Annotated in this window: 21 protein-coding genes and 1 tRNA gene; 14 read left to right on the forward strand and 8 right to left on the reverse strand. The window is 40.6% G+C overall.

Annotation, left to right across the window (positions count from 1 at the left end):
• Window positions 1-2: 2 nt before the first annotated feature.
• Complete coding sequence (locus RIB15_RS10675; protein ID WP_350202140.1) at window positions 3-533, forward strand: TlpA family protein disulfide reductase; 531 nt, start codon at window positions 3-5, stop codon at window positions 531-533.
• A gap of 5 nt (window positions 534-538) precedes the next feature.
• On the forward strand, window positions 539-1855 hold the full coding sequence (gene ahcY / locus RIB15_RS10680) for an adenosylhomocysteinase (RefSeq protein ID WP_350202141.1): 1317 nt from the start codon (window positions 539-541) through the stop codon (window positions 1853-1855).
• 64 nt (window positions 1856-1919) lie between these two features.
• Here the strand turns inward: ahcY and RIB15_RS10685 are convergent, their stop codons facing one another.
• Window positions 1920-2282: an STAS domain-containing protein gene (locus RIB15_RS10685; protein ID WP_350202142.1), complete on the reverse strand. Its 363-nt coding sequence runs from the start codon at window positions 2280-2282 to the stop codon at window positions 1920-1922.
• A 217-nt stretch (window positions 2283-2499) separates the two neighbouring features.
• Here RIB15_RS10685 and RIB15_RS10690 point away from each other — a divergent pair.
• From RIB15_RS10690 to RIB15_RS10720, 7 genes are all read left to right on the forward strand, one after another.
• Window positions 2500-2573: transfer RNA gene (locus tag RIB15_RS10690), tRNA-Arg, on the forward strand.
• Window positions 2574-2964: 391 nt separating this feature from the next.
• Entirely contained in the window at window positions 2965-5721 is a 2757-nt protein-coding gene (locus RIB15_RS10695) for a PAS domain-containing sensor histidine kinase (RefSeq protein ID WP_350202143.1), read from the forward strand.
• The gene (locus tag RIB15_RS10700; RefSeq protein ID WP_350202144.1) at window positions 5722-6387 is read left to right on the forward strand and encodes a response regulator transcription factor; all 666 of its coding nucleotides are present in this window, start codon (window positions 5722-5724) and stop codon (window positions 6385-6387) included. It abuts the gene before it with no gap.
• A 170-nt stretch (window positions 6388-6557) separates the two neighbouring features.
• Entirely contained in the window at window positions 6558-6956 is a 399-nt protein-coding gene (locus tag RIB15_RS10705) for a response regulator (protein ID WP_350202145.1), read from the forward strand.
• 178 nt (window positions 6957-7134) lie between these two features.
• Window positions 7135-10905: a PAS domain S-box protein gene (locus tag RIB15_RS10710; protein ID WP_350202146.1), complete on the forward strand. Its 3771-nt coding sequence runs from the start codon at window positions 7135-7137 to the stop codon at window positions 10903-10905.
• Between the two features lie 15 nt (window positions 10906-10920).
• A complete protein-coding gene (locus tag RIB15_RS10715; RefSeq protein WP_350202147.1) occupies window positions 10921-12150 on the forward strand; it encodes a GAF domain-containing sensor histidine kinase in 1230 nt (409 codons plus the stop codon).
• Window positions 12151-12290: 140 nt separating this feature from the next.
• On the forward strand, window positions 12291-12482 hold the full coding sequence (locus RIB15_RS10720) for a hypothetical protein (RefSeq protein ID WP_350202148.1): 192 nt from the start codon (window positions 12291-12293) through the stop codon (window positions 12480-12482).
• Between the two features lie 63 nt (window positions 12483-12545).
• Here the strand turns inward: RIB15_RS10720 and RIB15_RS10725 are convergent, their stop codons facing one another.
• Both RIB15_RS10725 and RIB15_RS10730 read right to left on the reverse strand, forming a co-directional pair.
• A complete protein-coding gene (locus tag RIB15_RS10725) occupies window positions 12546-13799 on the reverse strand; it encodes an RNA polymerase sigma factor (protein ID WP_350202149.1) in 1254 nt (417 codons plus the stop codon).
• 34 nt (window positions 13800-13833) lie between these two features.
• Window positions 13834-14169: a YciI family protein gene (locus RIB15_RS10730; RefSeq protein ID WP_350202150.1), complete on the reverse strand. Its 336-nt coding sequence runs from the start codon at window positions 14167-14169 to the stop codon at window positions 13834-13836.
• An 88-nt stretch (window positions 14170-14257) separates the two neighbouring features.
• Between RIB15_RS10730 and RIB15_RS10735 the strand changes: the two genes are divergently transcribed.
• Window positions 14258-14869: an FMN-binding negative transcriptional regulator gene (locus RIB15_RS10735; protein ID WP_350202151.1), complete on the forward strand. Its 612-nt coding sequence runs from the start codon at window positions 14258-14260 to the stop codon at window positions 14867-14869.
• An 8-nt stretch (window positions 14870-14877) separates the two neighbouring features.
• Here the strand turns inward: RIB15_RS10735 and RIB15_RS10740 are convergent, their stop codons facing one another.
• The 3 genes from RIB15_RS10740 to RIB15_RS10750 form a co-directional block, all read right to left on the reverse strand.
• Window positions 14878-16710 (reverse strand): ATP-binding protein, encoded by a 1833-nt coding sequence (locus RIB15_RS10740; RefSeq protein ID WP_350202152.1) that lies wholly within the window; start codon window positions 16708-16710, stop codon window positions 14878-14880.
• Window positions 16711-16773: 63 nt separating this feature from the next.
• Window positions 16774-17202: a SufE family protein gene (locus RIB15_RS10745; protein WP_350202276.1), complete on the reverse strand. Its 429-nt coding sequence runs from the start codon at window positions 17200-17202 to the stop codon at window positions 16774-16776.
• Between the two features lie 87 nt (window positions 17203-17289).
• Window positions 17290-18555 (reverse strand): PAS domain-containing protein, encoded by a 1266-nt coding sequence (locus tag RIB15_RS10750; RefSeq protein WP_350202153.1) that lies wholly within the window; start codon window positions 18553-18555, stop codon window positions 17290-17292.
• Window positions 18556-18680: 125 nt separating this feature from the next.
• Between RIB15_RS10750 and RIB15_RS10755 the strand changes: the two genes are divergently transcribed.
• Complete coding sequence (locus RIB15_RS10755; RefSeq protein ID WP_350202154.1) at window positions 18681-19490, forward strand: formylglycine-generating enzyme family protein; 810 nt, start codon at window positions 18681-18683, stop codon at window positions 19488-19490.
• Between the two features lie 37 nt (window positions 19491-19527).
• Here the strand turns inward: RIB15_RS10755 and RIB15_RS10760 are convergent, their stop codons facing one another.
• A complete protein-coding gene (locus RIB15_RS10760) occupies window positions 19528-20691 on the reverse strand; it encodes an acyl-CoA dehydrogenase (RefSeq protein WP_350202155.1) in 1164 nt (387 codons plus the stop codon).
• Between the two features lie 166 nt (window positions 20692-20857).
• Here RIB15_RS10760 and RIB15_RS10765 point away from each other — a divergent pair, with 166 nt between their 5' ends.
• The 3 genes from RIB15_RS10765 to meaB are packed head-to-tail and all read left to right on the forward strand — an operon-like array spanning window position 20858 to window position 25397.
• Window positions 20858-22264 carry a methylmalonyl-CoA mutase subunit beta gene (locus tag RIB15_RS10765; RefSeq protein ID WP_350202156.1) on the forward strand — a complete coding sequence of 469 codons (1407 nt, stop codon included), beginning with the start codon at window positions 20858-20860 and terminating at the stop codon, window positions 22262-22264.
• A complete protein-coding gene (scpA, locus tag RIB15_RS10770) occupies window positions 22264-24408 on the forward strand; it encodes a methylmalonyl-CoA mutase (protein ID WP_350202157.1) in 2145 nt (714 codons plus the stop codon). The genes RIB15_RS10765 and scpA overlap by 1 nt, the downstream gene beginning before the upstream one ends.
• The gene (gene meaB, locus RIB15_RS10775) at window positions 24405-25397 is read left to right on the forward strand and encodes a methylmalonyl Co-A mutase-associated GTPase MeaB (protein WP_350202158.1); all 993 of its coding nucleotides are present in this window, start codon (window positions 24405-24407) and stop codon (window positions 25395-25397) included. Before scpA ends, meaB begins: the two co-directional genes overlap by 4 nt.
• A 55-nt stretch (window positions 25398-25452) precedes the next feature.
• Here meaB and cdaA read toward each other — a convergent pair whose 3' ends face one another.
• On the reverse strand, window positions 25453-26268 hold the full coding sequence (gene cdaA, locus RIB15_RS10780) for a diadenylate cyclase CdaA (protein WP_350202159.1): 816 nt from the start codon (window positions 26266-26268) through the stop codon (window positions 25453-25455).
• Between the last annotated feature and the right edge of the window lie 13 nt (window positions 26269-26281).

The following is a 26281-nucleotide window of genomic DNA, read 5'->3' on the forward strand; positions in this document are numbered from 1 at the left end:
GAATGAAAATTAACTTTCTACCTTTCTTGCTCATTGTACTTTTGACGATTATTTCCTGCACTGATTCTACTCGTCAGAATCCTCGTGATTTATCTGAAGCAAATCAAAAAATTGATCAAGCCATTTGGAACGCCAGTTTTCAGGACCTTGAAGGCAATAAGTTAACTGTCGAAGACTTGAAGGGAAAAGTAGTACTGGTTGATTTTTGGGAAACATGGTGCGGTCCCTGCCTTCAGGTTTTCCCTGCTATGGACTCCCTTCAGAATGAATATCCTGATGACTTTGTTGTAGTAGCTGTAAATTTGAATGATTCCGATACCCGTGAAGATGTCCAAAATTTTAGAGATAATAATGAATACGATTTCAGGTATGTACTCGATATTAATAACGTCGGGGACGAGGTCATAACCCTTGGAATTCCATTTAAAGTATTTTTAGACCCTCAGGGATATTTAATTAAAGCAGAGCTTGGATTAACAGGCAATGACTATCAGGACACAAAAGAAATTATAGAACAGAATAAAACATCATAAATAACATGCCACAAGTTAAAGAAGAAGAAAAACTAGCCTATAAAGTAAAAGATATTTCTCAGGCCCATTATGGCCGTCAGGAGATTAAACTTGCTGAAGCTGAAATGCCGGGACTGATGGCACTTCGGGAGCAGTACAAAGATGAACAACCTTTGAAAGGTGCCCGTATTGCCGGATGTCTTCATATGACTATCCAAACTGCAGTGCTCATCGAAACACTGGTTGAGCTTGGTGCAGATGTAACCTGGTCTTCCTGTAATATTTATTCAACACAAGACCATGCCGCAGCTGCTATTGCAGAAGCAGGTATCCCGGTTTATGCCTGGAAAGGAATGACCGAAGAAGAATTTGACTGGTGCATCGAACAAACTTTGTTTTTCCCGGACGGTCAGCCATTAAATATGATCTTAGATGATGGTGGCGACCTCACTAACATGGTTCTGGATAAATATCCGGAACTGGTGGACGGAATCAACGGAATTTCTGAAGAAACTACGACCGGTGTGCTTCGCCTGATTGAGCGTGAGCGCAAAGGCACCCTTTCTCTTCCCGCGATTAACGTTAACGACTCGGTAACCAAGTCTAAATTTGATAATAAATATGGATGCCGTGAATCAGCCGCTGACGCCATTCGCCGTGCCACCGATGTAATGATGGCCGGAAAAGTAGCTGTTGTTGCTGGTTATGGAGATGTTGGAAAGGGAACGGCTGCATCTCTTCAAGGCGCCGGAGCCCGGGTAATTGTAACCGAGATCGATCCTATTTGTGCCCTGCAGGCTGCAATGGATGGCTTTGAAGTGAAGAAGATGGATAATGCCGTAGAAGAAGGTGATATTTTTGTTACCGCCACCGGCAATAAAGACATCATTAAAGACCGCCACTTCCTGAAGATGAAAGACAAAGCCATTGTAGGAAACATCGGCCACTTTGATAATGAGATTGATGTTGCCTGGCTGAAAAAGAACGCTGAGGAAGAAAACATCAAACCTCAGGTAGATGTGTTTACCCTAAAAGAAACCGGCCGACAGGTTATTCTCTTGTCGCAAGGTCGCTTGATGAACCTTGGGAATGCAACCGGTCACCCATCATTTGTGATGAGTAACAGCTTCACCAACCAAACACTGGCGCAGATTGCCCTCTGGAATCGTCCGGAAGAATTTGAAGTGGGTGTACACGTACTTCCAAAATCACTGGATGAGAAAGTTGCCCGATTACACTTATCTAAAATTGGAGTGGAACTTGAAACACTGACGGAAGAGCAAGCCGAATACATCGGTGTTCCTATCAAAGGACCTTATAAGTCCGATCAGTATCGTTATTAAAAAGAGCTGTATAAAAACTAAAATCCCGCATTATTCAATTAGTGCGGGATTTTTTTATTGAGCTCTATTCTTCTTCGCCTTTTCCTTTTTCATGGAAGTACTCGGCTGCCTCATCAAGTGTACGGAAGTGATTAAACACTTTAATCAGCTGGGTTACCATCAACAAACTCTCGATTTTCTTATCTGCCTGACAAATAACCAACTCACCACCCGCATTCTTCATGGTCGTAAGACCGGCAATAAGAATCCCAAGACCGGATGAGTTAATAAATTTCACTTTCCCCAAATCTACAATAATCTCCTTCTTGTCCTGCTCAATAAACTCGTGAAGTTTTTCCCTGAATTCTTCGGCATCGGGGCCGCCCATTAAATTTCCTTTAAAAGTAATCACTACACAATTGTACCGTTCCGAAACGTCGTATTTCATAATCTTGATGCTTGGTTTGAAATGATTCTTAACAAAGGAAAAAGTGACATAAAAATCCACTTTAATCACTTTGTATAAGTTAATTTATACAGCTCTTCCAATACCAGAAAGCTTAAAACGGATATCACTTTAAAATTATCATGATATCCCGATTTGTGTTTAAAAATAATTGCCCTGCAGTTGTGATCTTCTTATCTTTGATGCTCTCGAATTTTTTGCGCACGTAGCTCAGCTGGATAGAGCGTCTGGCTACGGACCAGAAGGTCAGGGGTTCGAATCCTCTCGTGCGTACAAAAATCTCTAAGCCATCTTTGAATAAAAGGTGGCTTTTTTTATTTCTGCTTTCTCGCACAAGAACGACTCCTTCTCCCCTTCTGCATTTTGTTTACTCTTCACCCTATTCCTGAAAAATCACTTTTAAAGCTGTTCAAAAGCGTTTTTTAGGTTAAAAAATAATTTCCAATAAAACTGTAAGGAATTGCTTTAGAATCGCTCTTACTTAGTGGTCAAGAGGGCCATTTTGGGTTAAGTCGTGGGTACAAATACAACCACCCTCATCTATTTTAGGAGAGGGTGGTTTTTTATTTTTACGCGAAGACACTGATTTTTCTTGTGGTTTAACACAGAAAATAGTTAGTTCAAATTTAGACATCTTCACAAGAGAAGCAGACTACCCTTAACCATGAAGAGGCTCCAAAAACTATTTCAGCTTAATGCTGTAACTATTACTGTCATATACATGGTAATAGGTACATTATGGATTCTCTTTTCTGACCAGCTGTTAAGGGCGACTATAAAAGATCTTGAAACTTTCTCCCGCATCGAAACTTTCAAAGGTCTTTTTTATATCGTGGTAACCGGCTCTCTCCTTTACTTTCTTGTTGACTTCAGCAATAAACGCATTAAAGCCACCCGTGAAACCGTCGACAAAGCCCTGGACTCTGTAAAAATTGCTACCTGGAGCATTGACCTCAGAAACGACCGAAACATCACCTCTAAGTACCACTATAAACTTTTTGGTTTAAAAAAAAGCCCCAAAACCTGGAATGTTCAGGACTTTTACAATCGCATTCATCCTGAAGACAGAGATCTTGTTGAACGAGCTTTTATTGAGGCCATTGAAACAAAAAAACCTTATGCAGCTGAGTACCGCATTATTTGGCCCGATGAAACCATCCGCTGGATGAAAAGCCTGGGCAATGTTCAGCTAAACGAAGAAGGTGAGACAATAGGCATTTCAGGAATTATTCAGGATATCACAGAACAGATGCATCTTGAAGTACAACATAACCGGAAACAAGAGCTTTTCGAGCGTATTTTCGAGCAAATCCCCGTTATGGTTGATATTTATGATCCTCAAATTAACGAGATCAGGGTTAATAAAGCTTTTGAAGATATTTTAGGATGGAGTAACGATGAAATACAGGAAATAGATTTAATGACTGCCTGCTATCCTGATCCTGAAATTAGAGAAAAAGCCGCCAAAGTAATGAACGAAGCTGATGGGGGGTGGCACACCTTCCACGTAAAGGATAAGAAAGGAAATACACACATTCAGGAGTGGTCAAATATAAAGCTCTCTGACAGCAGTATTATTGGTATTGGGCTGGATGTAACTGAATTGAAAGCTTCACAGGAAGAGATTATAGAATCCCGGCAATTACTTGAAAAAATGTTCGAGAGTTTAAAGGAATCCGTTTTGATCCTTGAACCGGGAACCCGCGTCATTACAGACTGTAACCAAAGTGCTACCAAATTGTTTGGCTATTCAAAAGAAGAATTAATTGGCAGCAGTACAAAAAAGCTACATGTAAGCGAAGAATGGTACTACAAGTTTGACGAAATGGGGACCGAGAACCTTAAAGAAAAAGGGATTTTCGAAACAGAATATGTACTTAAGAAAAAAGACGGTACAAAATTTCACACCCAACATACCGTAACTTTAATTGAAAGAGAAGATGGTGAGGTTGAAAAAATCGTAAGCGTTGTTCAGGATATCACTGATCAGGTAAACCATGAAAAGGAACTAAAAGAGCATAATGAATTCATCGAAACCACTTTAGAAAACCTTCCCATTGGGGTGGCGGTTAATCTGGTTGATTCTGGTAAAGTGACATTAATGAATAAACAGTTTGCCGAAATTTACGGCTGGCCTAGAGATGTAATTAATGATGTGGAGACCTTTTTTGAAAAAGTATATCCCGATGAACAGTACCGAAAACATATGGTAGAAATGGTTATGGCCGATATGGAGTCAAAAAAGCCAGAGCGAATGAATTGGAAGGGCATCAGGATAACAACTCAGACTGGAGAACAACGCATTATAAATGCCAAAAATATTCCCGTTTATGACCAAAATCTCATGATTTCTACAGTGGTGGATGTGACGGCTCAGGTTGAAGCAGAGAAAAAACTGGCTGAATCAGAACATAATTACCGACTTCTTTTTCAGAAAAGCCCACAACCGATGTTCATATATAACCCTGATGATTTATCCATTGTTGAAGTAAATGAATCAGCAGTCCGGCATTATGGATATACAAGGCAAGAATTTTATTCCAAAACGTTACTGGACATCCGACCTGAAGAGGAAAAAGAAAAAGCCAGAAAAATTATCAAAAACGATCGTGAAACTAATCTCTCAGAACCTGAGGAATCACGACACCTTAAAAAATCCGGTGAAGTAATTAATGTCCGCGTCACCGGTTCAGCCATAAACTACTTTGGCAAAGATTACCGGCTGGTGTTGGTGAATGATATCACCAAACAAAAGAAAGCGGAGGAAATGGTTTTGGCTTCTTTGGTGGAAGGAGAAAATAAAGAACGGGCGCGAATTGCCCAGGAGTTGCACGATGGATTGGGGCAATACCTTGCAGCTGCCAACATGAACCTGGATGCTGTAAAAACCCAAATCTCCAACCTGAATGAACGCAAGCAAGAGCAGTTCAATAAAGGTTTGAATTTATTAAAACACGCAGTTACCGAAACAGCACAAATTTCACGAAACCTGATGCCACGCGTGGTTGATGATTATGGACTGGCTTTAGCTATTGAGGCCCTCGTTGATAATTACAGCACCAATAATGAAATGGATATCAGCTATTATCAAAATATTCAGAATGTAGAACTTCCCCGGGAAGTACAATTTAATCTCTATCGTATTGCTCAGGAAGGACTTTCGAATGCCGTAAAATATTCGGAAGCTACACAAATAAATGTACAGCTAATTAAAGATGAGCTTGATTTGATCCTGACGATTGATGATAATGGAGTCGGCTTTAACACTTCAGATTCGGACTTTGTGCCAGGACTGGGTTTACAAACCATTAAAACAAGAACGGGGGCACTTGGTGGTGATTTTGAATTCGACTCTAAACCAGGAAAAGGGACTTTTATTAGTGCAATCGTTCCCATTCATAAAAATTCTAGCGGCACTTAAATGGCCAATATTAAGATTGCAATAGTTGATGACCATCAGATAGTAAGGGATGGGATTAAAATACTTATAGAAGACGAGCCTGGCTTTGAAGTTTTATTTGAAGCTGAGAATGGGAAACAAGCGACCGATCTTTCAAAAAAGCATAGCCCTGATCTTATTATCATGGATATTACAATGCCAAAAATGAATGGCATTGAAGCAACTGAGATTATCAAAAATGAACAGCCTGATGTCAAAATCCTGGCTTTGACCATGCTGAGTGAAGATCAGCACATAAAAAAAATGATAAAGGCAGGTGCTTCAGGATATATTCTTAAAAGCTCTGGCCGGGAAGAACTTATAAAAGCTATCAACACCATCATTGGTGGCAAGCATTATTTTAGTGATGATGCTACTCAGGCTATTCTTCAGGAGCTGGTTCAGCCCTCAGTGTCTAAAGCCAAAGAACCCGATGATGTAAACATCACTGACCGGGAGCTTGAGGTGTTAAAACTGATTGTTAATGAGTTTACCAACCAGGAAATTGCCGATCAGCTATATGTCAGCGTCCGAACCGTTGATGCTCACCGCAGAAATCTTCTGCAAAAAACCGGGGCTAAAAACACAGCCGGACTTGTCAAGTTTGCTATCAAAAATAACCTTTTTGAAAATAACGACAATGGGTAATTTACCCCCTTACCTACTCACCCATATCCTTCTTTTGAATGAGTTTTGCAAAACCTTCCTGTTTTACGTAGGTGAAAATACCTAGAACAAAATAGGCATTAATGCCGATTGTTAAGAGGTTTCAATAAAGTACTTTTACTTTTAGCAAGAACTCTAAATCATCTGCCCATATGCTTCGGGTATTATTCATAGGAAAGACTAATCAAACCAACGAAATCATATCTGAAATTCTCAGATCTGCTTTCGATGCTGATATAGAATTTGAAGATCCCACCAAAGCTTTTGGAGAAAAAGGCATAACTATAGCCCCGCCCACAAACCTTGCTATCATTGATCTTAACACTTCTCACGGTTTTGGAAACGCTCCGGATAATATAAAGATCATAAAAAAGAACTCACCTAATATTCCTGTTTTAGTATTAGATCATCACGACGATAAGAAGTTTATACATCCTTTGGTTGAAGCAGGTGCTTCAGGGGTTATTTCTCATACCCCAACCGAACTGATACTTACCGAAGCTGTTACAGAGCTTTTAGGTGGGAATACATTCTATGACTATCCCGATTAGATAGTCTACTGCTTTATACTTACGTGAAAAAAGGTATCCTAGGTTTTTTAGCCTAATTTCAAAATTAGGCTTTTCACGTCATTCATTAGGATGAGAAGTTGGGTATCATCATATCAGTACAAAATGTATGAACCTAAACGGTTCAGGGAGAGGTAAAAGTAAAGTTCCTTAACAATCTATGAGTGATAATATATATACTACTATAGAATTGAATGCCTTAAGTTCGGCAATTCTCAATTCACTGAATGCTCACATTGCCATTCTTGATTACGATGGCACCATCACTGCCTTCAACAAGCAATGGAAAATACAGCGTGAGGAGTTTGGGGAAAAATGCAGTCATCCCAACCTCAATGAAAATATATTATCCACTCTTCAGCAACCACTCGCAGATGGCAATGATTTTGCCCTCAGGCTTTTGCTTGGCATTAAGGATGTTCTTCATCAGGAAAGAGATAGTTTTGAAACAAAGTATCAGATTCAACAAAATGGAAGCAGAAAGACATTTAATGTTACTGTAAAATCTCTAGGACCTGAAGATGGAGCCATTCTTATTTATGAAGATATCAGTGCTCAAATTCAAAGCCTGACCTACCTTAAAGAAACACAAGAGAAATTTGAGAAACATTTCCATAACAGCCTGTATGGAATTTTAGTAGCGGATGAATCAAATATTGTCATAGAAGCAAATAATGTAGCCTGTAAAATGCTGGAGACTACTTCTGATGCCATTGTTTTCTCCAATATCACTAATTACTTAGATGTTGATATGGATGCTTCCGAAATCCAGAAAAGGATTAATCGTGAAGGCAATTTTATGGGTGAATATGAAATCACGACAGCAAACGGAAGCATCGTCCCTGTTGAATTGAGTGTCACCTTATTCCGAAGTGAAAATGGAAAACCAGTTACCAGCTGGGCGTTTAAAGACATCTCTCAGAAAAGGCTTACACAGCAAGCCTTAAAAGCTTCAGAACAGCAATATAAGCTGCAGTTTAATAATACCCTGGAAGGAACCATCATAGGCAGGCCGAACGGCCGTATTCTTACGGTTAACCCGGCTGCCTGTGATTTGCTGGGGTATAAGGCTGAAGAACTGGAAGGCCAATACCGGGACATTGTCTTTGATATGGGAAACCCCATAAATGTACAGGCAGTCGCTAACCGACGAGAAAATGGTAGCTTTACAGGCGAGGTTGAATTTACTCACAAAGACGGACATAAAATTCCTGTAGAAGTGAGCTCCGTTATATTTGAAGCTGAAGACGGAACTGAAAAAACCATTATTAATATTAAGGACATATCCTCCAGAAAAGCCGTGCAGCAACAACTGCTGGATGAAAAGGAATTTACCGAATCTGCTATTTCCAGCCTGCCAACCGCGTTCTTCGTATTTAGTTTGGATGGCACGATGGTCCGGTGGAATAGCATGCTGGAGCAAGACCTGGGCTATACACATGACGAAATTGCCCATAGCAATGTGATTCAACTGGTACATCCTGACGATCAGCCTTTACTGAAAGAAATCATGAAAGGTGAATTGGTTGGAAGAAAAATAAGTGTTGAAGCCCGCTGTATAACCAAAGAAGGAAAAGCTGTTCATTATTTATTGAGAGGAACCAGTTTTGAGCAAAACGGTGAGCGCTTTATTGTCGGGGGTGGATTGAACCGTAATAACTTAATTGAAATTGAAAATGAACGGCAACTGGTCAAAGAAGAACTGCAGCGAACCAAGCATTTTAATGAACTTGCTGTAAATGGAGCTAATCTTGGTTTATGGGAAGTAGATCTTGATAGCGGCCATGCTTACTATAATGAGCGCTGGCATACTATGCTGGGCTATCGTAAAGAAGACATTGAATTCACAAGAGAGTTCTTTTATACCTTAATTCATCCTGAAGACGAGAGTATTCCTGAAAATGAGCTTGCCAGATACAAAGAAGCCAACGATAAATATGAATCTGAATTCCGTTTAAAAGCTGCGGACGGATCTTACAAATGGATCCTGGCTATTGCAAAATTTGTAGACTGGGATGAAAATGGTAAACCAACCAAGCTTGCCGGTTCTCACATGGATATCACTGACCGAAAGGTTGTAGAAGTACAAAATAAAAGACACCAACAACTGCTGAATCAACTTTTCTTCAATTCTCCAATTGGGATTGTTTTAGTTGATGCTGAAGGACGTGTCCAGAATATCAATCAGAGTTTTAGCAAAATTTTCGGCTATTCTGAAAAGGAAATAGCAGGAAAAGACCTCGATCAGACTATTGTACCCTCCGCTATGGATGACCAAGGAGAAATTCTTTCTCAGCTAAGCTTTACCGGTGATAGTTTTCAAACCGAAACCATTCGTATCACCAAAGACGGCAAGGAAGTTCCTGTACTGGTAGGCGGTGTGCCCGTTGAATTAGATGGAGAAGTAATTGCAATTTATGGAATGTATGTTGATATCTCTGAGCGAAAGAGTAAAGAAGAAGAGCTCAAAAAAGTTAACGAGCAGCTAGAACAAGCTCAAAAGGTAAGTAAGCTTGGATACTGGGCACATAAGATTGCTGAAAACACCACTAAATGGTCAAAGGAGATGTATAACATTTGGGAATTAGACCCAAAAACTTTTAACCCCAACTTTGAACGGTTTAAGGAAACCATCCATCCAGAAGACAAACACCTTGTTTCTGTATTAACTGATAATTCGTTTCAGGATCAGAAATACCATGATATAGAGTACAGAATTGTAACCTCAAGTGGCAAAATAAAATGGATTTTTGAACGAATTACCGTCATTAAGAATGATCAGGGAGAACCTGTTATCTGGGAAGGAATTTCGCAGGACATCACTGAACGTAAAGCCCTCGAGAACCGGATTGTAGATCTCCTGAAAACGGAGCAAAAGGCCCGCGCCCAGATGCAGGATATGTTTGAGGAATCCCCATCAGCTATTGCTATGCTGGAAGGAGACCAACATACTTACACCTTTGTAAATGATAAATATAAAGAGCTGGTTGGAAGAAATCATTTAGTAGGATTACCGGTAAAAGAAGCATTACCTGAAATGGCAGAACAAGGTTTCACGGATCTGCTGAATACGTGTTTTAGTGAAGACAGAACCCTCTACTTTAATGAAAAAGAAATCTATTTTAACAGAGGTGAAAATCAACCGTCAGAAAGCTATTTCCTGAATTTTGTATATAAACCTATACATGACGAAAATGGAAAAGTTTATGGCATTTTTGTTGAAGCCATCGATGTGACCGAGCAAGTTCAGGCTCGAAACATCATTGAGAAGTCACTTGCTGAAAAAGAAACGCTGCTCAATGAAGTTCACCACCGTGTAAAAAATAACCTGGCTATTATTTCAGGTTTATTGGAGTTAGAGATTTTGGACAACCATGATCAAAAGATTTCTAAACACCTGTATTCAACACAGTCTCGTATCACAACCATAGCTAAAATTCATGAGTTACTTTATCAAAACGAAAGCTTGACACATGTAAGCTTCAAAAAATTTATAGAGAGTGTTATGGGTGAAGGAGCAAAACTGACTGATAAAAACTCCTACAAACTTATATCCGGCTTTGAACTGGATGAAGTTGAGTTGAATGTTAATCAGGCAATTCCCGCAGGTATGCTGCTTAATGAAGTGCTCGACTACCTGGATCAGGTTAAAAGTTCTGATTTGAATGCTGATGCAAGTCCACTCACTCTTAAAATGGTCAACAATAATGACGAGTGTGTTAAAATTGAATTAATCGACCAATCTAACCAACTGCTTCCAGCGTATAACACAGATGACAACTCAAACACTCGTTTACGAAAAGAACTTATTGAGGTATTGTCGACCCAAATTCATGGGAATATTGAGTTAAATCAGGACAAAGAGAGCATTCTCTCAATTCATTTTGCCAAAAGAGAAGCAAAAGGACCACATAGTGCTTTAAGAAATTAAAAAAGATTATTTACCATGCAGCAATTAATCGAACAAAATAAAACAACGGGTTTCCCGCTTCCCGATAATGAGTCAGAGAGACAGATGGCCGTCGAGAAATATAATATACTCGACACCCTGCCTGAAGAAGAATTTGATTCCCTGGTAGAGCTTGCAGCTATTATCACCGAGAGTCCGATGTCTCAGATGAATCTTCTGGACCATCACAGACAATGGACAAAATCGGCTTATGGACTTGAGAGTGGAGAAGAAAGGTCTCGGTCAGAAGCCATTTGCACCTACACTATAATGGGTAACGAAAACCTGGAAATTCAGGATCTTACCCAGGACGATCGGTTCAAAAATGCTTCTTATGTAGAAGGTGATCCCTTTCTAAAGTATTACGGAGGCTATCCTCTTAGAACCGAAAAGGGATTAAATCTGGGAGCCCTATGTGTACTCGACACTAAGCCAAAAGAACTTAGCAAAACTCAAAAAAAAGCTCTTAAGACGATTGCTAATGAAATTGTCTCCCGGCTTGAAATTCGCCGGACTCAGCAAAAACTCGAAAAACTAAACCGTGAGAAAGACCAGTTTTTACGGGCAGTCAACCACGATATTAAGAGTCCACTCAATGGCATTATCAGCTCTACCCATTATTTACAAAACTTTTGGGAAGGAGATCGGGATGAATTGAATAGTATTCTTTCGATGATTGAAGTAAGTGGCAGAAAGCTGGTAAACTACACCAGCGAATTGGTGTCCAATTCACTGGAAAATGGAGAATCCAGCCTTATACTTGATGAGGTTCAGGTAGATGAACTCATTATAGATCTTATTCATATTTATACTCCTCTTGCAAAGGCCAAGCAGATAGATATTATTACTGAATTTGATACTCCCGGACTTTTTAAACTTGATGATGAAAAGTTCAAACTGATTATGAGTAATCTGATTTCCAACGCACTTAAGTTTAGTTCATCAGGTGATGTCATTACTGTTAAAGCTGAAATACTTGAAACTGATAATCGAATGCTTTACTGCTCGGTATCTGATACCGGCCTGGGTATTCCACAAGAGTTTATTCCAACCTTGTTTACCAAAAACAAAAAACACCAACGTAAAGGCACTCAAGGCGAGATCAGCACGGGATTAGGGCTGCCTATTGTCAAACAATTTGTGGAATTACACAATGGTGGTGTAAAAGTTGAGACCAAGGATAATCAAGGCACTACGTTCTATATAGCCATTCCTGAACAGCACTAAGTACAGCCAGATTTTATTTGTACCCCGAAAAACCAGGAACTGTCTTCCGGAGGGAAGGCAGTTCTTTTTTTTGAAAAATATTTCTTCAACACCTTGCTTACCTATTGATTAATGATAAAAAAGGTGCGAATATTCATTCAATGTCTCAGAGTGCTCATCTGTCTGAACATGGGTTAGGAATTTGCCAAAACGGGCGAAAGAACATAACCAAAACCTTTTGTTTGGAGGCCGAAACCATGGCTAACAAAGAACAAAAACCTGCTTCAAAATCTGCCCCTAAAGCAGCTGCAAAAAAGCAGGCTCCTCAAGCTAAAAAAGCTACCAAGAAGTAATTCTGCTGTAGCTTTTAAAAACATTATTAAATAAAAAAGCCGCTTCTAACAACAGAGGCGGCTTTAGTTTTTTGATAAGTTCTTCAAGTCATTTTCTTTCATTTTTCGAAGTAAATACTCCTCATCTATTTTAGATGGCGCCAAATCACAGGCAACCTGATAGTAAGACCTGGCGACTCCATAGTTTTCAAGCCGGACATTCATTTCTGCTTTAGCAGCCCACAGCAAATACTGCCGATCTTTTATTCCTGGAATATCAATTTCTTCCAGTTTACGAAGCCCGGCCTTTGCTCCTTTTGCATAACTCAAGGCGATGGCATAATTCAACTCAATAATTTCGGAGGGCCTCATTTTGAGTAGCTTCTCATAGTATTTCAAAATCAAATCCCAGTTTGTATCCTCAAAAGTGGCGGCCATAGCATGTACAGATGCAATGGAAGACTCGAGATGATAAGCACTCAATACACGGCTTTCCCGTGATTTCGACAGCTGTTCAAATCCTTTATATATTAGACCTTTATCCCACAGCTTTCGGTCTTGGTCTCTTAGATCTATCATGGCAGATTGCTCATCTGTCCGTGCCGGAAAACGAGCTGTATTAAAGTACATTAACGACAATAATGCATGAACAGCTCCCCGATCTATATTCTCTAAATCTGCTAAAAGATGAGCAAGTCGAAGAGCCGTATAACATAAGTCTATGTTTATGAGATGTTCACCAAAACTGGTTTTATAGCCTTCGTTAAATAATAAATAAACGGCTTTTAGAACGGTTTCAACCCTTTCCTTAATAGCCGGGGTTTTAAATTCGGGCAGTTGCTTATAATAACTCCTTACTTCAGTCTTGGCCCGGTAAATCGCTTTTTTCACAGCGGCCGGATTCATGAGTAACGCACTGGCTATTTCAGCATCACTAAAACCTCCAAGTATCTTTAAGATCAGCATAAGCTGCTCGCGTTCTTTAATCTCTTTATAGCAACACGTAAACAGCATACTTAGCTGGCTGTCTTTTATTTCCTGCTCTTGAAATAATTGCTCAATATAAACTTCATCATTTTGAAACTCATGATTGATAATCGATTCTTTTTCCTGAATCAGCTTCTCTCTTTTGACTACGTTAATAGCTTTATTTTTAGCAACCTGCATCAGCCATGCTGAAGGATTATCCGGCTCACCTTTTATTGGCCAATTCTTCATCGCTGATATAAATGTCTCCTGAACAATATCTTCAGCAAGCTCCGCTTTACGGAATCCAAAAAGACGAATCAAGATGGCCGTCATCTTTCCCGATTCTTCCCGAAAAAGATGATCGACCAAATTATGAGTTTTATGTTGACCTGCATGCTGCAAATTACATGGCCATTATTTCCCGTACCTCAATACTTCCTCCCATACGAAAAACCGGGCAACCTTTTGAGAGTTCGGCCGCATGCTCCATGCTTTCAGCATTTATAATGTAAAAACCGCCCACTAGTTCTTTGGCTTCTAAAAAAGGGCCATCGGTTACAACTTTCTCTTCCCCCCGAACGTTTTTTGCCGGAAGCTCTAATGCCTCACCTGAATCAAAGTGTTCTCCCAACTCTTCAATCCACCTGCCATGGGCTTCAATTTCTCTCTGATAGTCCTCAGGGGACATTTCTTTGTAAGCATCTTCTTTGTCAAAAAGTAAAAGCATATATTTTTTCATAATTCTACTATAAATGAGTTAATGTTCAACCCTATGACAAATAGTATTCCTGAAAGGGGACATCTTTTTTAAAGAACAATTTCTGCCAATGTACAATCCAAATTCATTTAAAGAAACTGACCCTAATATTCTATATCCTTTTATAGAAGAGCATAACTTTGGGCTGATTTTTTCACAGACAGAAAGTACTCCCGAAGCAACACACCTTCCTTTTATGGTGAACAGGAATGATGACATACTGATTGGTCATTTCGCACGGGCAAATAAACATTGGCAGCACATAAACGAAAAGGCGGAGGTTTTGATCGTTTTTCAGGGTACCCATGGATATATCTCCCCCAGCTGGTACAAAAACCAAAACACCGTGCCTACCTGGAACTATGCTGCTGTTCATGTGTATGGAACTCCAACGATCGTACACAATATTGATGAATTGCGAGAAATGGTTGACTCGCTTACTTACCATCATGAGGAAGGTGTTAATTCCGACTGGGATTACGAAGCTGCTCACTCCAAGAGAGAACGTTTATTGAGAGGAATTGTAGGGATCAGAATAAATATTACAAAGCTGGAAGGGAAATTTAAGTTCAATCAAAACCGAAGTATTGAAGACCAGAAAAAAGTTATAAAAACCCTCGAAAATTCTGCTTCTGAAAGCAATCGGAAGATGGCCAGTATTATGAAAAGAAACCTGAAATAATCTTCAGGCTACTTCTCGATATACTGCACCAATTTCTGTTCTAGGTCAGCTGGGTTAAACGGTTTGGTCACAAAATCATTCATGCCAGAAGCATACACTTTTTCCCTTACCTCTTTCAATGCAGCCGCTGTAAGAGCGATAATCGGGATATTACGCTTGTAGGGATCATCCAATTTTCTAATATGCTCTGAAGCTTCATACCCATCCATCGTTGGCATCTGAAGATCCATCAGTACAACATCAAAATTACTTTCTCTGATCGCTTCTACAGCTTCTTCCCCATTATCGACCACTTTCATCTCAACATTCCAGCGCTCCAGAAAACGTAACATCACCTTTTGATTCACCAGGTTATCTTCGGCTAGCAGTACACGAAGGCCGCTTAAACTCTTCGAACTATCTTCATCTTGTGTGATAGCCTTGGCCTCATCATCGGACGATCCTTTATCAAAAGTTAATTCAACGAAGAAAGTGCTGCCCTCACCTTCCTCACTCTCAACAGAAATAGAGCCCCCTTGCAGCTCTGCAAGCTGTTTACTGATCGTAAGTCCTAAACCGGTTCCGCCAAATAGTCGCTTTGTATTTTGGCTGGCCTGGGTAAAACTTTCGAATATGGTATTTACACGTGCTTCCTCAATTCCAATACCAGTATCTGAAATCGCAAATTGTAAGCGGATCGATTGGTCAAGGTCTTCTACTGCATTGACAGATAAACGGACTTCACCTTCTTCGGTAAATTTCAGGGCATTGCTGACAAGGTTATTTAAAATTTGTGTTAGCCTCGCAGGATCACCAATCAGGATATTCGGTATACCCTCTCCAATTTCGGTATTAATGTCGATTCCCTTGTTCTTTGCAGTAATTTTAAAGCTTTCTATAATGACATTGACAAGCTTATTGAGCTCAAACTCAATACTTTCAAATTCAATTTTTCCAGCCTCAATTTTTGAAAAATCCAGTACATCATCAATAAGTGAAAGCAAGGTCTTTCCTGAAAAGTCCAGGATATTAATTGGTTCAATCTGATCTTGACGCGGGCTGTCTTGTTTTAGCAGATGTGTCATCCCCAAAATGGCATTCATCGGTGTCCTGATTTCATGACTCATAGTAGCCAGAAACTCGGATTTAGCTTTTGTACTTTTTGCAAGCTCTTCCGTTGCCACTTCAAGCTGCTCGATATAGGTCTCAAGTTTTTCCTGTTTAAGGCTCAGCTCTTGATTCAATTCCTGCTCTTTTTGCAGAAGCTCCAGTGTTTGATGCTCTGCATCTTCCTTAAATTGGGAAAACGTGTTAAAGATTAACCAGGTAGTTACGAAAGAACCCGTCAAAACACTCCAACGTACCAGGGAGAAGCTGCTTTCAGAAATACTAATCCGCTCAAAAATTATGTAATCCAGAATGAAATAAGAAAGTATGGATAGCAGAATACCCATATTTCGAAGATGAACCTGGGTATTGTCAAATAGCAGAATAGAAAGTCCCATTGCAGGAATAAAGAAAGCCTGAATCATAGCATCACCACCAAAAACAGAGCTGAGAATGATAATACCGATGTCAGCGTAAGCAATAAGCAAGATTTTTGAAGCCTTCACAAAGCCCTGACGAGCTAATAGTGGGATAAGCAGGAAGGCAATGGCTTCCGATAGAAAAAACCATGTAAGTGAAACAGATTCATTAATCTGAAAAGCGATCAGAAAAAGAATTGATACCCCGGCTAAAAAGAATGAAACCGAATTTAGTACGGTCATTCCTGCTTTTTTACCTACAACTTCATCCTTCGATCTCAGGTCCTTACCTAAAGCGATATCAGAAATACCGGTAAGAGAAAATTTTGAACTCATATCCATTGCTTATCCCCGTTAGATAGGGAAATTAAACGATTTATTATGAGCCTTACAATTAGATTACGATAACGTTTTCTGTGCTTTAAAAGCCATGGCATAAATTTTCATTTGTTTTACCATGGATGCAAGGCCATTTGCCCGGGTTGGTGAAAGGTGCTGAGCCATTCCTATTTTATCAATAAACTCAGGTTTTTTGTTAATAATAACATCCGGTTCCTGGCCCGAATAAAACCGAACCATCAGTGAAACCAACCCTTTGGTGATGGCAGCATCGCTATCCGCCTTGAAAACTACCTTATCATCTTTCATTTCGGCGGTAAGCCAAACCTGGCTCTGACATCCTTTTACCAAATTCTCTTCGATACGATCATCCTCGGGTAGTGGGTCTAGTTTATCTCCGAGCTTAATGATGTACTTGTATCGTTCGGGCCAGTCCTGCAGTAATTCGAACTCTTTGATAATGCGTTCTTCTGTTGCCTGAATATCCATTTTTATTTTCAATATACGGGTTAACCGGTTCTACATAAAGAAAAAGCCCGCACTTTGGCGGGCTTTAAATATCAATTTAATTACTCACTATTTTTCGACCTCAAGTTCGATCATTGCTACGCTTTTTACACTTTCAACGCGATCCCCATCTTTGGCGTAATCTGGCTTGAATGACTGTATCACCGACACATAATTATTATCGGCCGTTTTATATTTGCAACTGATACTGGAGGAAGTACCGTTGAAAGCCTTTTCGAGTGCTTTTTCCGCATCTCCAAGATCATCAGCATGAATTACATTTTTGATGCCATTATCAAGAATAAGTTCCGGATTTAAGCCCGTTATACTCGAAAAGTTATCCGAAACAAACTTACATCCGGTCTTCCCGTCACTTCCAACTGCAAACCTAAGGGTAAATTCATCTTTTTTGCCGACAATATTTTCCAAGCTGTTTTTCTTCTTTTTCAGAGTTTCAATAATACGATTTCGAAGTGAAATATTATCGAAATGCACTCTTATTATTGTCTCATCATTGCTGACAAAATAGTTGATGGTTCCCTCCAGCTTAACTGTTTCACCATCTTTCTGAGTAAATTCCCATGGATATTGCTTGTCTTCAATCTTTTTGGAGTCAAAGTCACTGAATAATGATTTCATCTCTTTCTTATCATTTTCAACTACAAGATCCCAGATTTTAACCGTTTTGAGTTCATCTGCATCATAACCCAATAGGTTTTTGAAAGAGTTATTGGATGAAATAATGTTACCCTGAATATCCAAATCAATAAATGTTTTCTTTGACTCTTCTACCAGATTGTCAAAATCAAGATTGGCATCAAATACCAGTTTACTCGATTCTTTGCGGTCCGTAATATCTCGTTGATAAGAAACCCAATGGGTAATCTCACCTTTATTGTTAGTGAGGGGATGGATATCCCATTGATTAATAAATTCGGACCCGTCTTTCCTGTAATTTACCGTATGCCCGAAAAAAGCCTGGCCTTCAATAAGTCTTTCCTTGAGTCTGTCGAGCACGTGGCGATCGGTTTTCTCACCTTGCAATATTCTTGGGGTTTTACCGAGAACTTCTTCTTTTGTGTAGCCTGTCATTCGGGTAAAACCTTCATTGACATATACAATTTTAGGACCGGGTTTTTCCAGATTTAACTCTGTAATAAGAATGGAGTCATAATCATGTTTTATAGCTTGTTCAACTAGTGAGAGCTGTTTTTTTGTGTTTTGATAATGCTGAAAAAGCTCTCCAAACAATTCTTCCAGCTTTGAGAATGATGCCTCATCCTTACTACACTTTTTGATTTGTTCCAATACTTCCGGGTCTAGCTTTTGATCCATCTTACTACTTTGGTTTTACAATTTTGACATACTGACGCCTAATTTTACCCCAATAAAACTCTTACTAAATCAACATCATTCCAATTATCCCAGAAATTTTTCCCTATTAATACTATCTTTTTAGTATGCATAATTTCAAGCTATCGCTATACCTGTTATTAATAACAATCTTAACCTGTAGCTGTTCTTTATTGAAAGAAACTCCCAACATTCCCAAACCTGAAATGGTTAAAGTTGAAGGTGGGACTTTTTTTATGGGAGATATCATTGACAGCCTGAATACGGACGCTTTACCCATCCATGAAGTTACATTAAATGACTATTATATAGGGAAATATGAAATTACTTTCGAACAATACGATGCTTTTGCACAGCAAACCAAGAGACCCCTACCCTCCGATCGCGATTATGGCCGCGGGACTCGGGCAGTTGTTTATGTGAACTGGCACGACGCTTTGGCTTATTGCAATTCCTTGGGCTGGCGTTTGCCTACCGAAGCAGAGTGGGAGTTCGCTGCCCGGGAAAGGGGGCAGAATATGAGGTATTCTGGTACAAATAATCCTGATTCTCTGGAAAAATATGCTATTACAAAACTCTCTAATATTGAGTTCTCCTATTTTGTGGGCTCCAGGAAACCAAATGCATTAGGGCTATTTGATATGAGCGGAAACGTAATGGAATACGTTGGTTCATTTTATCAGGAATATGATAAACCACATGATATTTATCCGATTGAAAAACGCGGTGTCCGGATTTTACGAGGAGGTAGTTTTCAGGAACCCATTATTGAATCTGCCCAAACATTCTGGCGGGTTGGCAGTTACGATTTAATGACTCATAGCGATGTAGGGTTTCGATGTGCTGTTTCACAGGAAGAGCTCAATAAACAACGGTTTCTGAATGGTTTTTTCCACTTTAAACCAGCAAAGCTTTAAAAATAAAAGGGGGCCGAAGCCCCCTTTTCTCACTCACTCATCGAAGTAGCAACTTAGCTATTGTGCTGAGTTGCATGTTCGTTGTACCCTCGTAGATTTTACCGATCTTAGAATCACGGTAATATTTCTCTACGGGATATTCTTTCACATATCCATATCCCCCAAACAAGTCAACTGCTTGCGAACTTACACTTTCAGCTACTTCAGAGGAATAAAATTTAGCCATTGCGGCTTCTTTCAAAAAGTTTTGGCCATTCATTTTCATTCGGGCTGCATTGTAAACCAGTAAACGAGCGGTTTCTATATCTGTTGCCATGCGTGCCAGCTGAAACTGAACACCCTGAAATTCAGAAATTGCCTTCCCGAACTGCTTACGTTCCTGCACATAGGCAAGAGCCGCATCAAAAGCACCCTGGGCAATACCAATCATCTGGGCACCAATCCCAATCCGTCCCTCATTCAAGGTTTCGATGGCTACTTTATATCCTTTACCAACTTCACCCAGTACATTTTCTTTAGGTACACGGCAGTCTTCCAGTAAGATTTCACAGGTTGAACTCGCACGAATTCCCAGTTTATTCTCCTTCTTGGAAATTGAGAACCCTTCCATTCCGCGCTCAACCACAAATGCCGTAATTCCCTTGTATCCAGCTTCAGGATTTATATTAGCCATTACCAAAAAGATGTCTGCCTCGTTGGCATTGGTAATCCAGAGCTTCGACCCGTTCAATACAAAATGATCCCCATCTTCTTTGGCGGTAGTCTTGAGCGCGAAAGCATCACTTCCCGAACCTGCTTCAGACAAACAATAGGCGCCGACTTTTTCTGTGGCTAACTGTGGTAAATACTTTTCTTTCAGGTAATCGGACGCAAAATTCACGAAAGCATTATTCACCAGTGTATTTTGCACATCCATAAATACACCTGCTGATGCATCTACCCTTGATATCTGTTCTATTGCTACAACAGACATCATAAAGGTTCCACCACCTCCGGCATATCGCTCGGGAATATCAATTCCCATCAGCCCCATCTCAAAAAATTGTTTTACTAAATCCGGATCCAGCTTAGCATTCTCATCCATTTCCTCAACCAAGGGTTTAATGGATGCTTCAGCAAAGTCTGCCGCAGCTTCTTTAAGCATTTGCTCGTCTTCGGTGAGCTGTGTTAGAGGTGGAATTAGTTGCTCGGTCTGTTCCATCTATAAAACTAAATCTATTAATTATGAGTGAATGTGAGATTGAATATACAAATTGTAAGCGCTTTTTTACTAATTAAAACCGTATTTTTTGAATACGGTTAGTAAAGAACTTCTGACCTGTTTATTTTTGTTGATAATACAAAACTTAAAAATCCGTAAGCAACTTTTGGAAAATTCAGACTTCGAAAAAGCCCTTCATTTTGATGAGTTTCCGCCCATATCTACTGAGGAATGGGAAGCCGTAATCGAGAAAGACCTTAAAGGAAAAGATTATAAAGATGTGCTTCGGTGGAAATCCGGAGAAGGGGTCAATCCTCTTCCATTTTACCGGGAAGAAAACTTACGCGATCTTTCTCTTTCACCTGAACCCATTGCAGCCCAAGCCTCCTGGAATGTTCTGGAACCTGTGGAAAGTTCGGTGGTATCGGAAGCAAATAAAGAAGCCCTGCATGCACTCGAGAATGGAGCTTCCGGATTATATTTCTGTCCAGCCAAAAACTACCTGCAATCCCGTGGCGATCTGGAGAACTTGTTAAAAGACATTCAAATTGAACTTATCACACTGAGATTTGGCAGTACAATTTCTTCACCTGAAGCAGCTAAATGGCTCAAAGAAGTCTGTCGTGAAAAAGGTTTAAATGAAGATGAGATTACGGTTAGTTTTAATTTTGATCCTTTTTCACAAGCATTGCTAAATGGAAAGCTGCCTTCAAAGCCAGAACTTGAGAAAATGATTCATTCATTTGAAGGCCCTTTTCTATTCTGTGCCGTTGAGTCTTCGGTGTTTGCCAATGCCGGCGCCACCATTATTCAGCAGTTAGCTTTTTCTCTGGCTGCCGGAAACGAATACCTTGGCTTAGACTCGAAACTTTCCCAAAACCTTCATTTCAATTTAGCTTCAGGACCGAATTACTTTCTTGAGATTGCAAAATTCAGGGCCTTCAAACTTGTCTGGGCTCAGGTTCTGGATGGATATGAATTAAAAGACATACCGACTTATTTATACGCAGAAACCAGCTTCTGGAATAAATCTCAAACTGATGCTCATAACAACCTGCTCCGCACTACAACCGAGGCGATGTCTGCTGCGATTGGTGGATGTGATGCTGTTACTGTCCATCGATACGACGAGCACTTTTCTGAAGACTCAAGTTTTGCCTCACGTGTTGCGCGGAATATCCAGATCATTCTTCAGGAGGAGGCCTATCTTGACAAAGTCGCTGACCCCGGAGCGGGCTCATATTACATTGAGGTACTAACAGATAGTATTGCCCAAAAAAGCTGGACACTATTCCAGGAAATTGAGGCTAGAGGTGGTTTTTATGAGAGCCTGAAATCAGGATATATCCAAAGACTGATTTCTTCATCAAGACAAGAAAAAATTGATGCTTATAAAAAGAAGAACAACGTGTTGGTTGGGGTGAATAAATATCGGCCGGACAAAAATATTCAAAATTTAGAATTCAAAATTCAAAATTTTGCCAGCTTTGACCAGGATATGAATGAATGTATTACGATCGACAAAATATCGCTTTTGAATATTGAAGCTGAACTTCAGAATGGAGAAGGGTAATGAAAAAAGATTTCTCCAAAATAGACTTTAAACCAAATGGTAAGACTGATCAGAAAACTAACCATCAGGATACATGGGAGACCCCTGAGCAGATTTCTGTAAAGTCCCGTTTCTCAAAAGAGGACATCAAAAAGCTGGAACATCTGGATTATGCAGCCGGCATTCCTCCCTATCTTCGCGGACCTTATTCCACGATGTATGCCGTTCGTCCCTGGACTATCCGTCAGTACGCTGGATTTTCTACTGCAGAAGAATCCAATGCTTTTTACCGCCGAAATCTTGAAGCCGGTCAAAAAGGGCTCTCTGTAGCGTTTGATCTGGCTACACATCGTGGTTATGATTCCGACCATCCCAGAGTTTCCGGAGATGTAGGCAAAGCCGGAGTGGCTATTGATTCGGTGGAGGATATGAAAATTCTCTTTGATCAAATTCCGCTGGATAAAATGTCTGTTTCCATGACCATGAACGGAGCCGTAATCCCGGTGATGGCTTTCTATATTGTCGCTGCGGAGGAACAAGGCGTGAAACCAGAACAGCTTTCAGGGACCATTCAGAATGACATCCTGAAAGAATTTATGGTTCGGAATACCTATATCTATCCGCCAGAACCGTCTATGAAAATCATTGGTGACATTTTTGAGTACACCTCTCAAAATATGCCCCGATTTAATTCCATTTCTATTAGTGGATATCATATGCAGGAAGCCGGTGCAACCTGTGACATCGAACTTGCCTATACACTGGCAGATGGTTTGGAATATCTTCGAACAGGAATTGAAGCTGGTATGGATATCGATGATTTTGCCCCTCGAATATCTTTTTTCTGGGCCATTGGAATGAATCATTTTATGGAAATTGCCAAGATGCGGGCTGCTCGGTTACTATGGGCTAAAATTGTGAAGTCTTTTAACCCCAAGAATCCAAAATCGCTTTCACTAAGAACGCATTGCCAAACTTCTGGCTGGAGCCTCACAGAACAAGATCCATTTAATAATGTAGCACGAACAACAGTAGAGGCAATGGCAGCTGCACTGGGCCACACTCAATCTCTGCACACTAATGCTTTGGATGAAGCTATTGCACTGCCTACTGATTTCTCTGCCCGAATTGCCCGAAATACGCAACTGTTTTTACAGGAAGAAACAGGAATCACTAAAGCGGTGGACCCATGGGCTGGTTCTTACTATGTAGAATACCTTACGGATCAAATTGCGAGACGAGCCTGGTCGCTTATTGGTGAAGTGGAAGAATTGGGCGGAATGGCGAAAGCTATCGAAACGGGTATCCCGAAAATGCGCATTGAAGAAGCGGCTGCAAGAAAACAGGCCCGCATCGACTCTGGCAAAGACACGATAGTAGGCGTAAATAAATTTCAGACTGAGGAGAAATCCGAGATCGAAGTATTGGAAGTTGACAACGTGAAAGTTCGAAAATCTCAGATTGAGCGCATCAATAAAATGAAGGAGGAACGGAATGATGAAGCCGTTCAAGCTTCACTCGATAAGCTTACAAAATGCGCGGAATCAGGAGAAGGAAATTTATTAGCTTTAGCAGTTGATGCTGCCCGGGAGCGGGCTACCCTTGGCGAAATTTCTGATGCCATGGAAAAGGCCTTTGGGCGGTATAAAGCAACCATTAAATCTATTTCCGGCGTGTATTCTTCTGAATTAAAAAACAACGATCAGTTTAAAGAAGCCCTTAATTTAGCTGATAAATTTGCTGAACTAGATGGGCGTCGCCCGCGCATTATGGTCGCTAAAATGGGACAGGATGGTCACGATCGGGGCGCAAAAGTAATTTCTACCAGCTTTGCCGATTTGGGTTTTGATGTGGATATCGGCCCTCTTTTCCAAACACCGCAGGAGGCTGCCCGTCAAGCTGTAGAAAATGACGTCCACATTCTCGGGGTTTCAAGTCTTGCGGGTGGACATAAAACACTGGTTCCCGAGGTTATTGAAGAGCTTAGAAAACAAGGCCGCGGAGATATCATCGTTATTGCTGGTGGTGTCATCCCTCAACAAGACTACGATTTTCTTTATAATGCCGGAGTAACTGCCGTTTTCGGCCCGGGAACTGTTATACCTAAAGCAGCTAAACAAATTCTGGAAGTACTTATTGAGAATTATTCAGATAACGGTCAATGAGTAAAAAAGACATCCCAGCTAAAGATTATATAGATGGTATTTTATCGGGAAACCGAATGCTTTTAAGCCGTGCCATTACCCTTATCGAAAGCACGAAACAAGAGCATCAGAATTTAGCCCAGGAAATTATTGAAGGATGCCTGCCTCATTCCGGCAATTCCATTCGCATCGGTATCACCGGTGTACCCGGTGTGGGTAAGAGCACCTTTATTGAAGCCTTTGGAAATTATGTGATTGAGGAGAAAAATCGGTCTTTAGCTGTTCTTGCGGTTGATCCTTCCAGTTCTAAAACACGCGGAAGTATCTTAGGCGATAAAACCCGCATGGAGACGCTATCTAATCATCCCAATGCCTACATCCGCCCCACCCCAACCTCGGGCTCTCTCGGTGGAGTGGCAAGGAGTACACGGGAAACCATCACCCTCTGTGAAGCAACAGGCTTTGATACCATCCTCATAGAAACCGTTGGAGTAGGTCAATCGGAAACGGCCGTTCACTCTATGGTTGATTTCTTTTTATTATTGATGCTGGCTGGAGCAGGAGATGAACTCCAGGGTATTAAACGCGGCATTATGGAAATGGCCGATTCCATTGTCATCAATAAAGCAGACTCTGGTAATGAGGATGCTGCCAAGCGGGCTATGGCCGAGTACAAAAATGCATTGCACCTTTTCCCGCCCACCGAATCCGGCTGGATTCCCAAAGTAACAACCTGTTCAGCTTTTCATTACAAGGGTATCCCGGAGGTTTGGAATATCGTTGACGAGTTTATCCGGCACACAAAAGCCAAAAGTTATTTCGAACTACAGCGGAAAGAACAGGCCAACTACTGGCTGAATGAAAGCATCAACCAGGAATTACATCAGGCATTTTATGGGGATGCAGACCTGAAATCGAAATTAGAAACCTACCGAAAGCAGGTTCAGGAAGGAAAAATATCTTCCTACAAAGCCGCCAAAGATTTAATGAAAGAGTTTTTGGATAGGTAGTTCGTTATTCGGGGTCCCACGACCAACGGTTAACCATTTCCCGATTAACGAAACCCTAATTAAGCTTCATATCGGCCTGGGCAGAACTGAAGGCCACGTCTTCATCAAACTTCTGGCTGCCGAAAGTTTCTTCCATTTCAGCTCGCAGTTTCTGGATGGTAAGCCCACTGGTAAGCGCTCCGTTTCTGGCTATAGAAATACGACCGGTTTCTTCCGATACTGCGATCACAAATACATTATTTGATTCACTGATTCCTACAGCTGCACGGTGCCGGGTTCCAAATGAAGAAGAGATATTTGGGTTTTGAGAAATGGGCAGATAACAACTTGCTGCTACAATCCGGTTTCCTCGAATCACAACAGCACCGTCATGGAGCGGAGTATCTTTCTGAAAAATCGTGGTGATCAGTTCGCTTCGTATTTCCGCATCAATATTAACGCCGGCATCAACCAAATCCTGTAATGAAGAAGTCCGGGCAAATACAATGAGTGCTCCGGTTTTATTTTTCGACATTTCCTTAACGGCTTCTATGATTTCATCAATAGTCCGGTCTGAATTGGAGGTGGAGAAAAACCGATCCAGACTGGTGTTGGTTCCCAAGCGATAAAGCAACTTCCTAATTTCCGGTTGAAAAAGGATAATCAGAGCAATGATACCAACATCCAGTATCTGACTTAAAATGGAGTTTATGGTGGTAAAACCCAGCAGACCAATTATCACATTAATGATCACCACAAATAAAATACCCAGTGCCGCCTGAATGGCAAACGTACCCTTCACCCACCGGTACAGATAGACCAGTACGAGCGCAATAATGAGCGTCTCGGCAAAATCTTTTAAGCCGAATTCAAGGAAACCAATGGGAAACAAGGCCGCCGGATTA

Source organism: Gracilimonas sp. (assembly GCF_040218225.1).
GTDB lineage: Bacteria > Bacteroidota > Rhodothermia > Balneolales > Balneolaceae > Gracilimonas.

Coding starts and splice junctions, on each gene's coding strand:
- RIB15_RS10675 (WP_350202140.1), top strand. CDS start 3: ATGAAAATTAACTTTCTACCTTTCTTGCTCATTGTACTTTTGACGATT.
- ahcY (WP_350202141.1), top strand. CDS start 539: ATGCCACAAGTTAAAGAAGAAGAAAAACTAGCCTATAAAGTAAAAGAT.
- RIB15_RS10685 (WP_350202142.1), bottom strand. CDS start 2,282: ATGAAATACGACGTTTCGGAACGGTACAATTGTGTAGTGATTACTTTT.
- RIB15_RS10695 (WP_350202143.1), top strand. CDS start 2,965: ATGAAGAGGCTCCAAAAACTATTTCAGCTTAATGCTGTAACTATTACT.
- RIB15_RS10700 (WP_350202144.1), top strand. CDS start 5,722: ATGGCCAATATTAAGATTGCAATAGTTGATGACCATCAGATAGTAAGG.
- RIB15_RS10705 (WP_350202145.1), top strand. CDS start 6,558: ATGCTTCGGGTATTATTCATAGGAAAGACTAATCAAACCAACGAAATC.
- RIB15_RS10710 (WP_350202146.1), top strand. CDS start 7,135: ATGAGTGATAATATATATACTACTATAGAATTGAATGCCTTAAGTTCG.
- RIB15_RS10715 (WP_350202147.1), top strand. CDS start 10,921: ATGCAGCAATTAATCGAACAAAATAAAACAACGGGTTTCCCGCTTCCC.
- RIB15_RS10720 (WP_350202148.1), top strand. CDS start 12,291: ATGTCTCAGAGTGCTCATCTGTCTGAACATGGGTTAGGAATTTGCCAA.
- RIB15_RS10730 (WP_350202150.1), bottom strand. CDS start 14,169: ATGAAAAAATATATGCTTTTACTTTTTGACAAAGAAGATGCTTACAAA.
- RIB15_RS10735 (WP_350202151.1), top strand. CDS start 14,258: ATGTACAATCCAAATTCATTTAAAGAAACTGACCCTAATATTCTATAT.
- RIB15_RS10740 (WP_350202152.1), bottom strand. CDS start 16,710: ATGAGTTCAAAATTTTCTCTTACCGGTATTTCTGATATCGCTTTAGGT.
- RIB15_RS10745 (WP_350202276.1), bottom strand. CDS start 17,202: ATGGATATTCAGGCAACAGAAGAACGCATTATCAAAGAGTTCGAATTA.
- RIB15_RS10750 (WP_350202153.1), bottom strand. CDS start 18,555: ATGGATCAAAAGCTAGACCCGGAAGTATTGGAACAAATCAAAAAGTGT.
- RIB15_RS10755 (WP_350202154.1), top strand. CDS start 18,681: ATGCATAATTTCAAGCTATCGCTATACCTGTTATTAATAACAATCTTA.
- RIB15_RS10760 (WP_350202155.1), bottom strand. CDS start 20,691: ATGGAACAGACCGAGCAACTAATTCCACCTCTAACACAGCTCACCGAA.
- scpA (WP_350202157.1), top strand. CDS start 22,264: ATGAAAAAAGATTTCTCCAAAATAGACTTTAAACCAAATGGTAAGACT.
- meaB (WP_350202158.1), top strand. CDS start 24,405: ATGAGTAAAAAAGACATCCCAGCTAAAGATTATATAGATGGTATTTTA.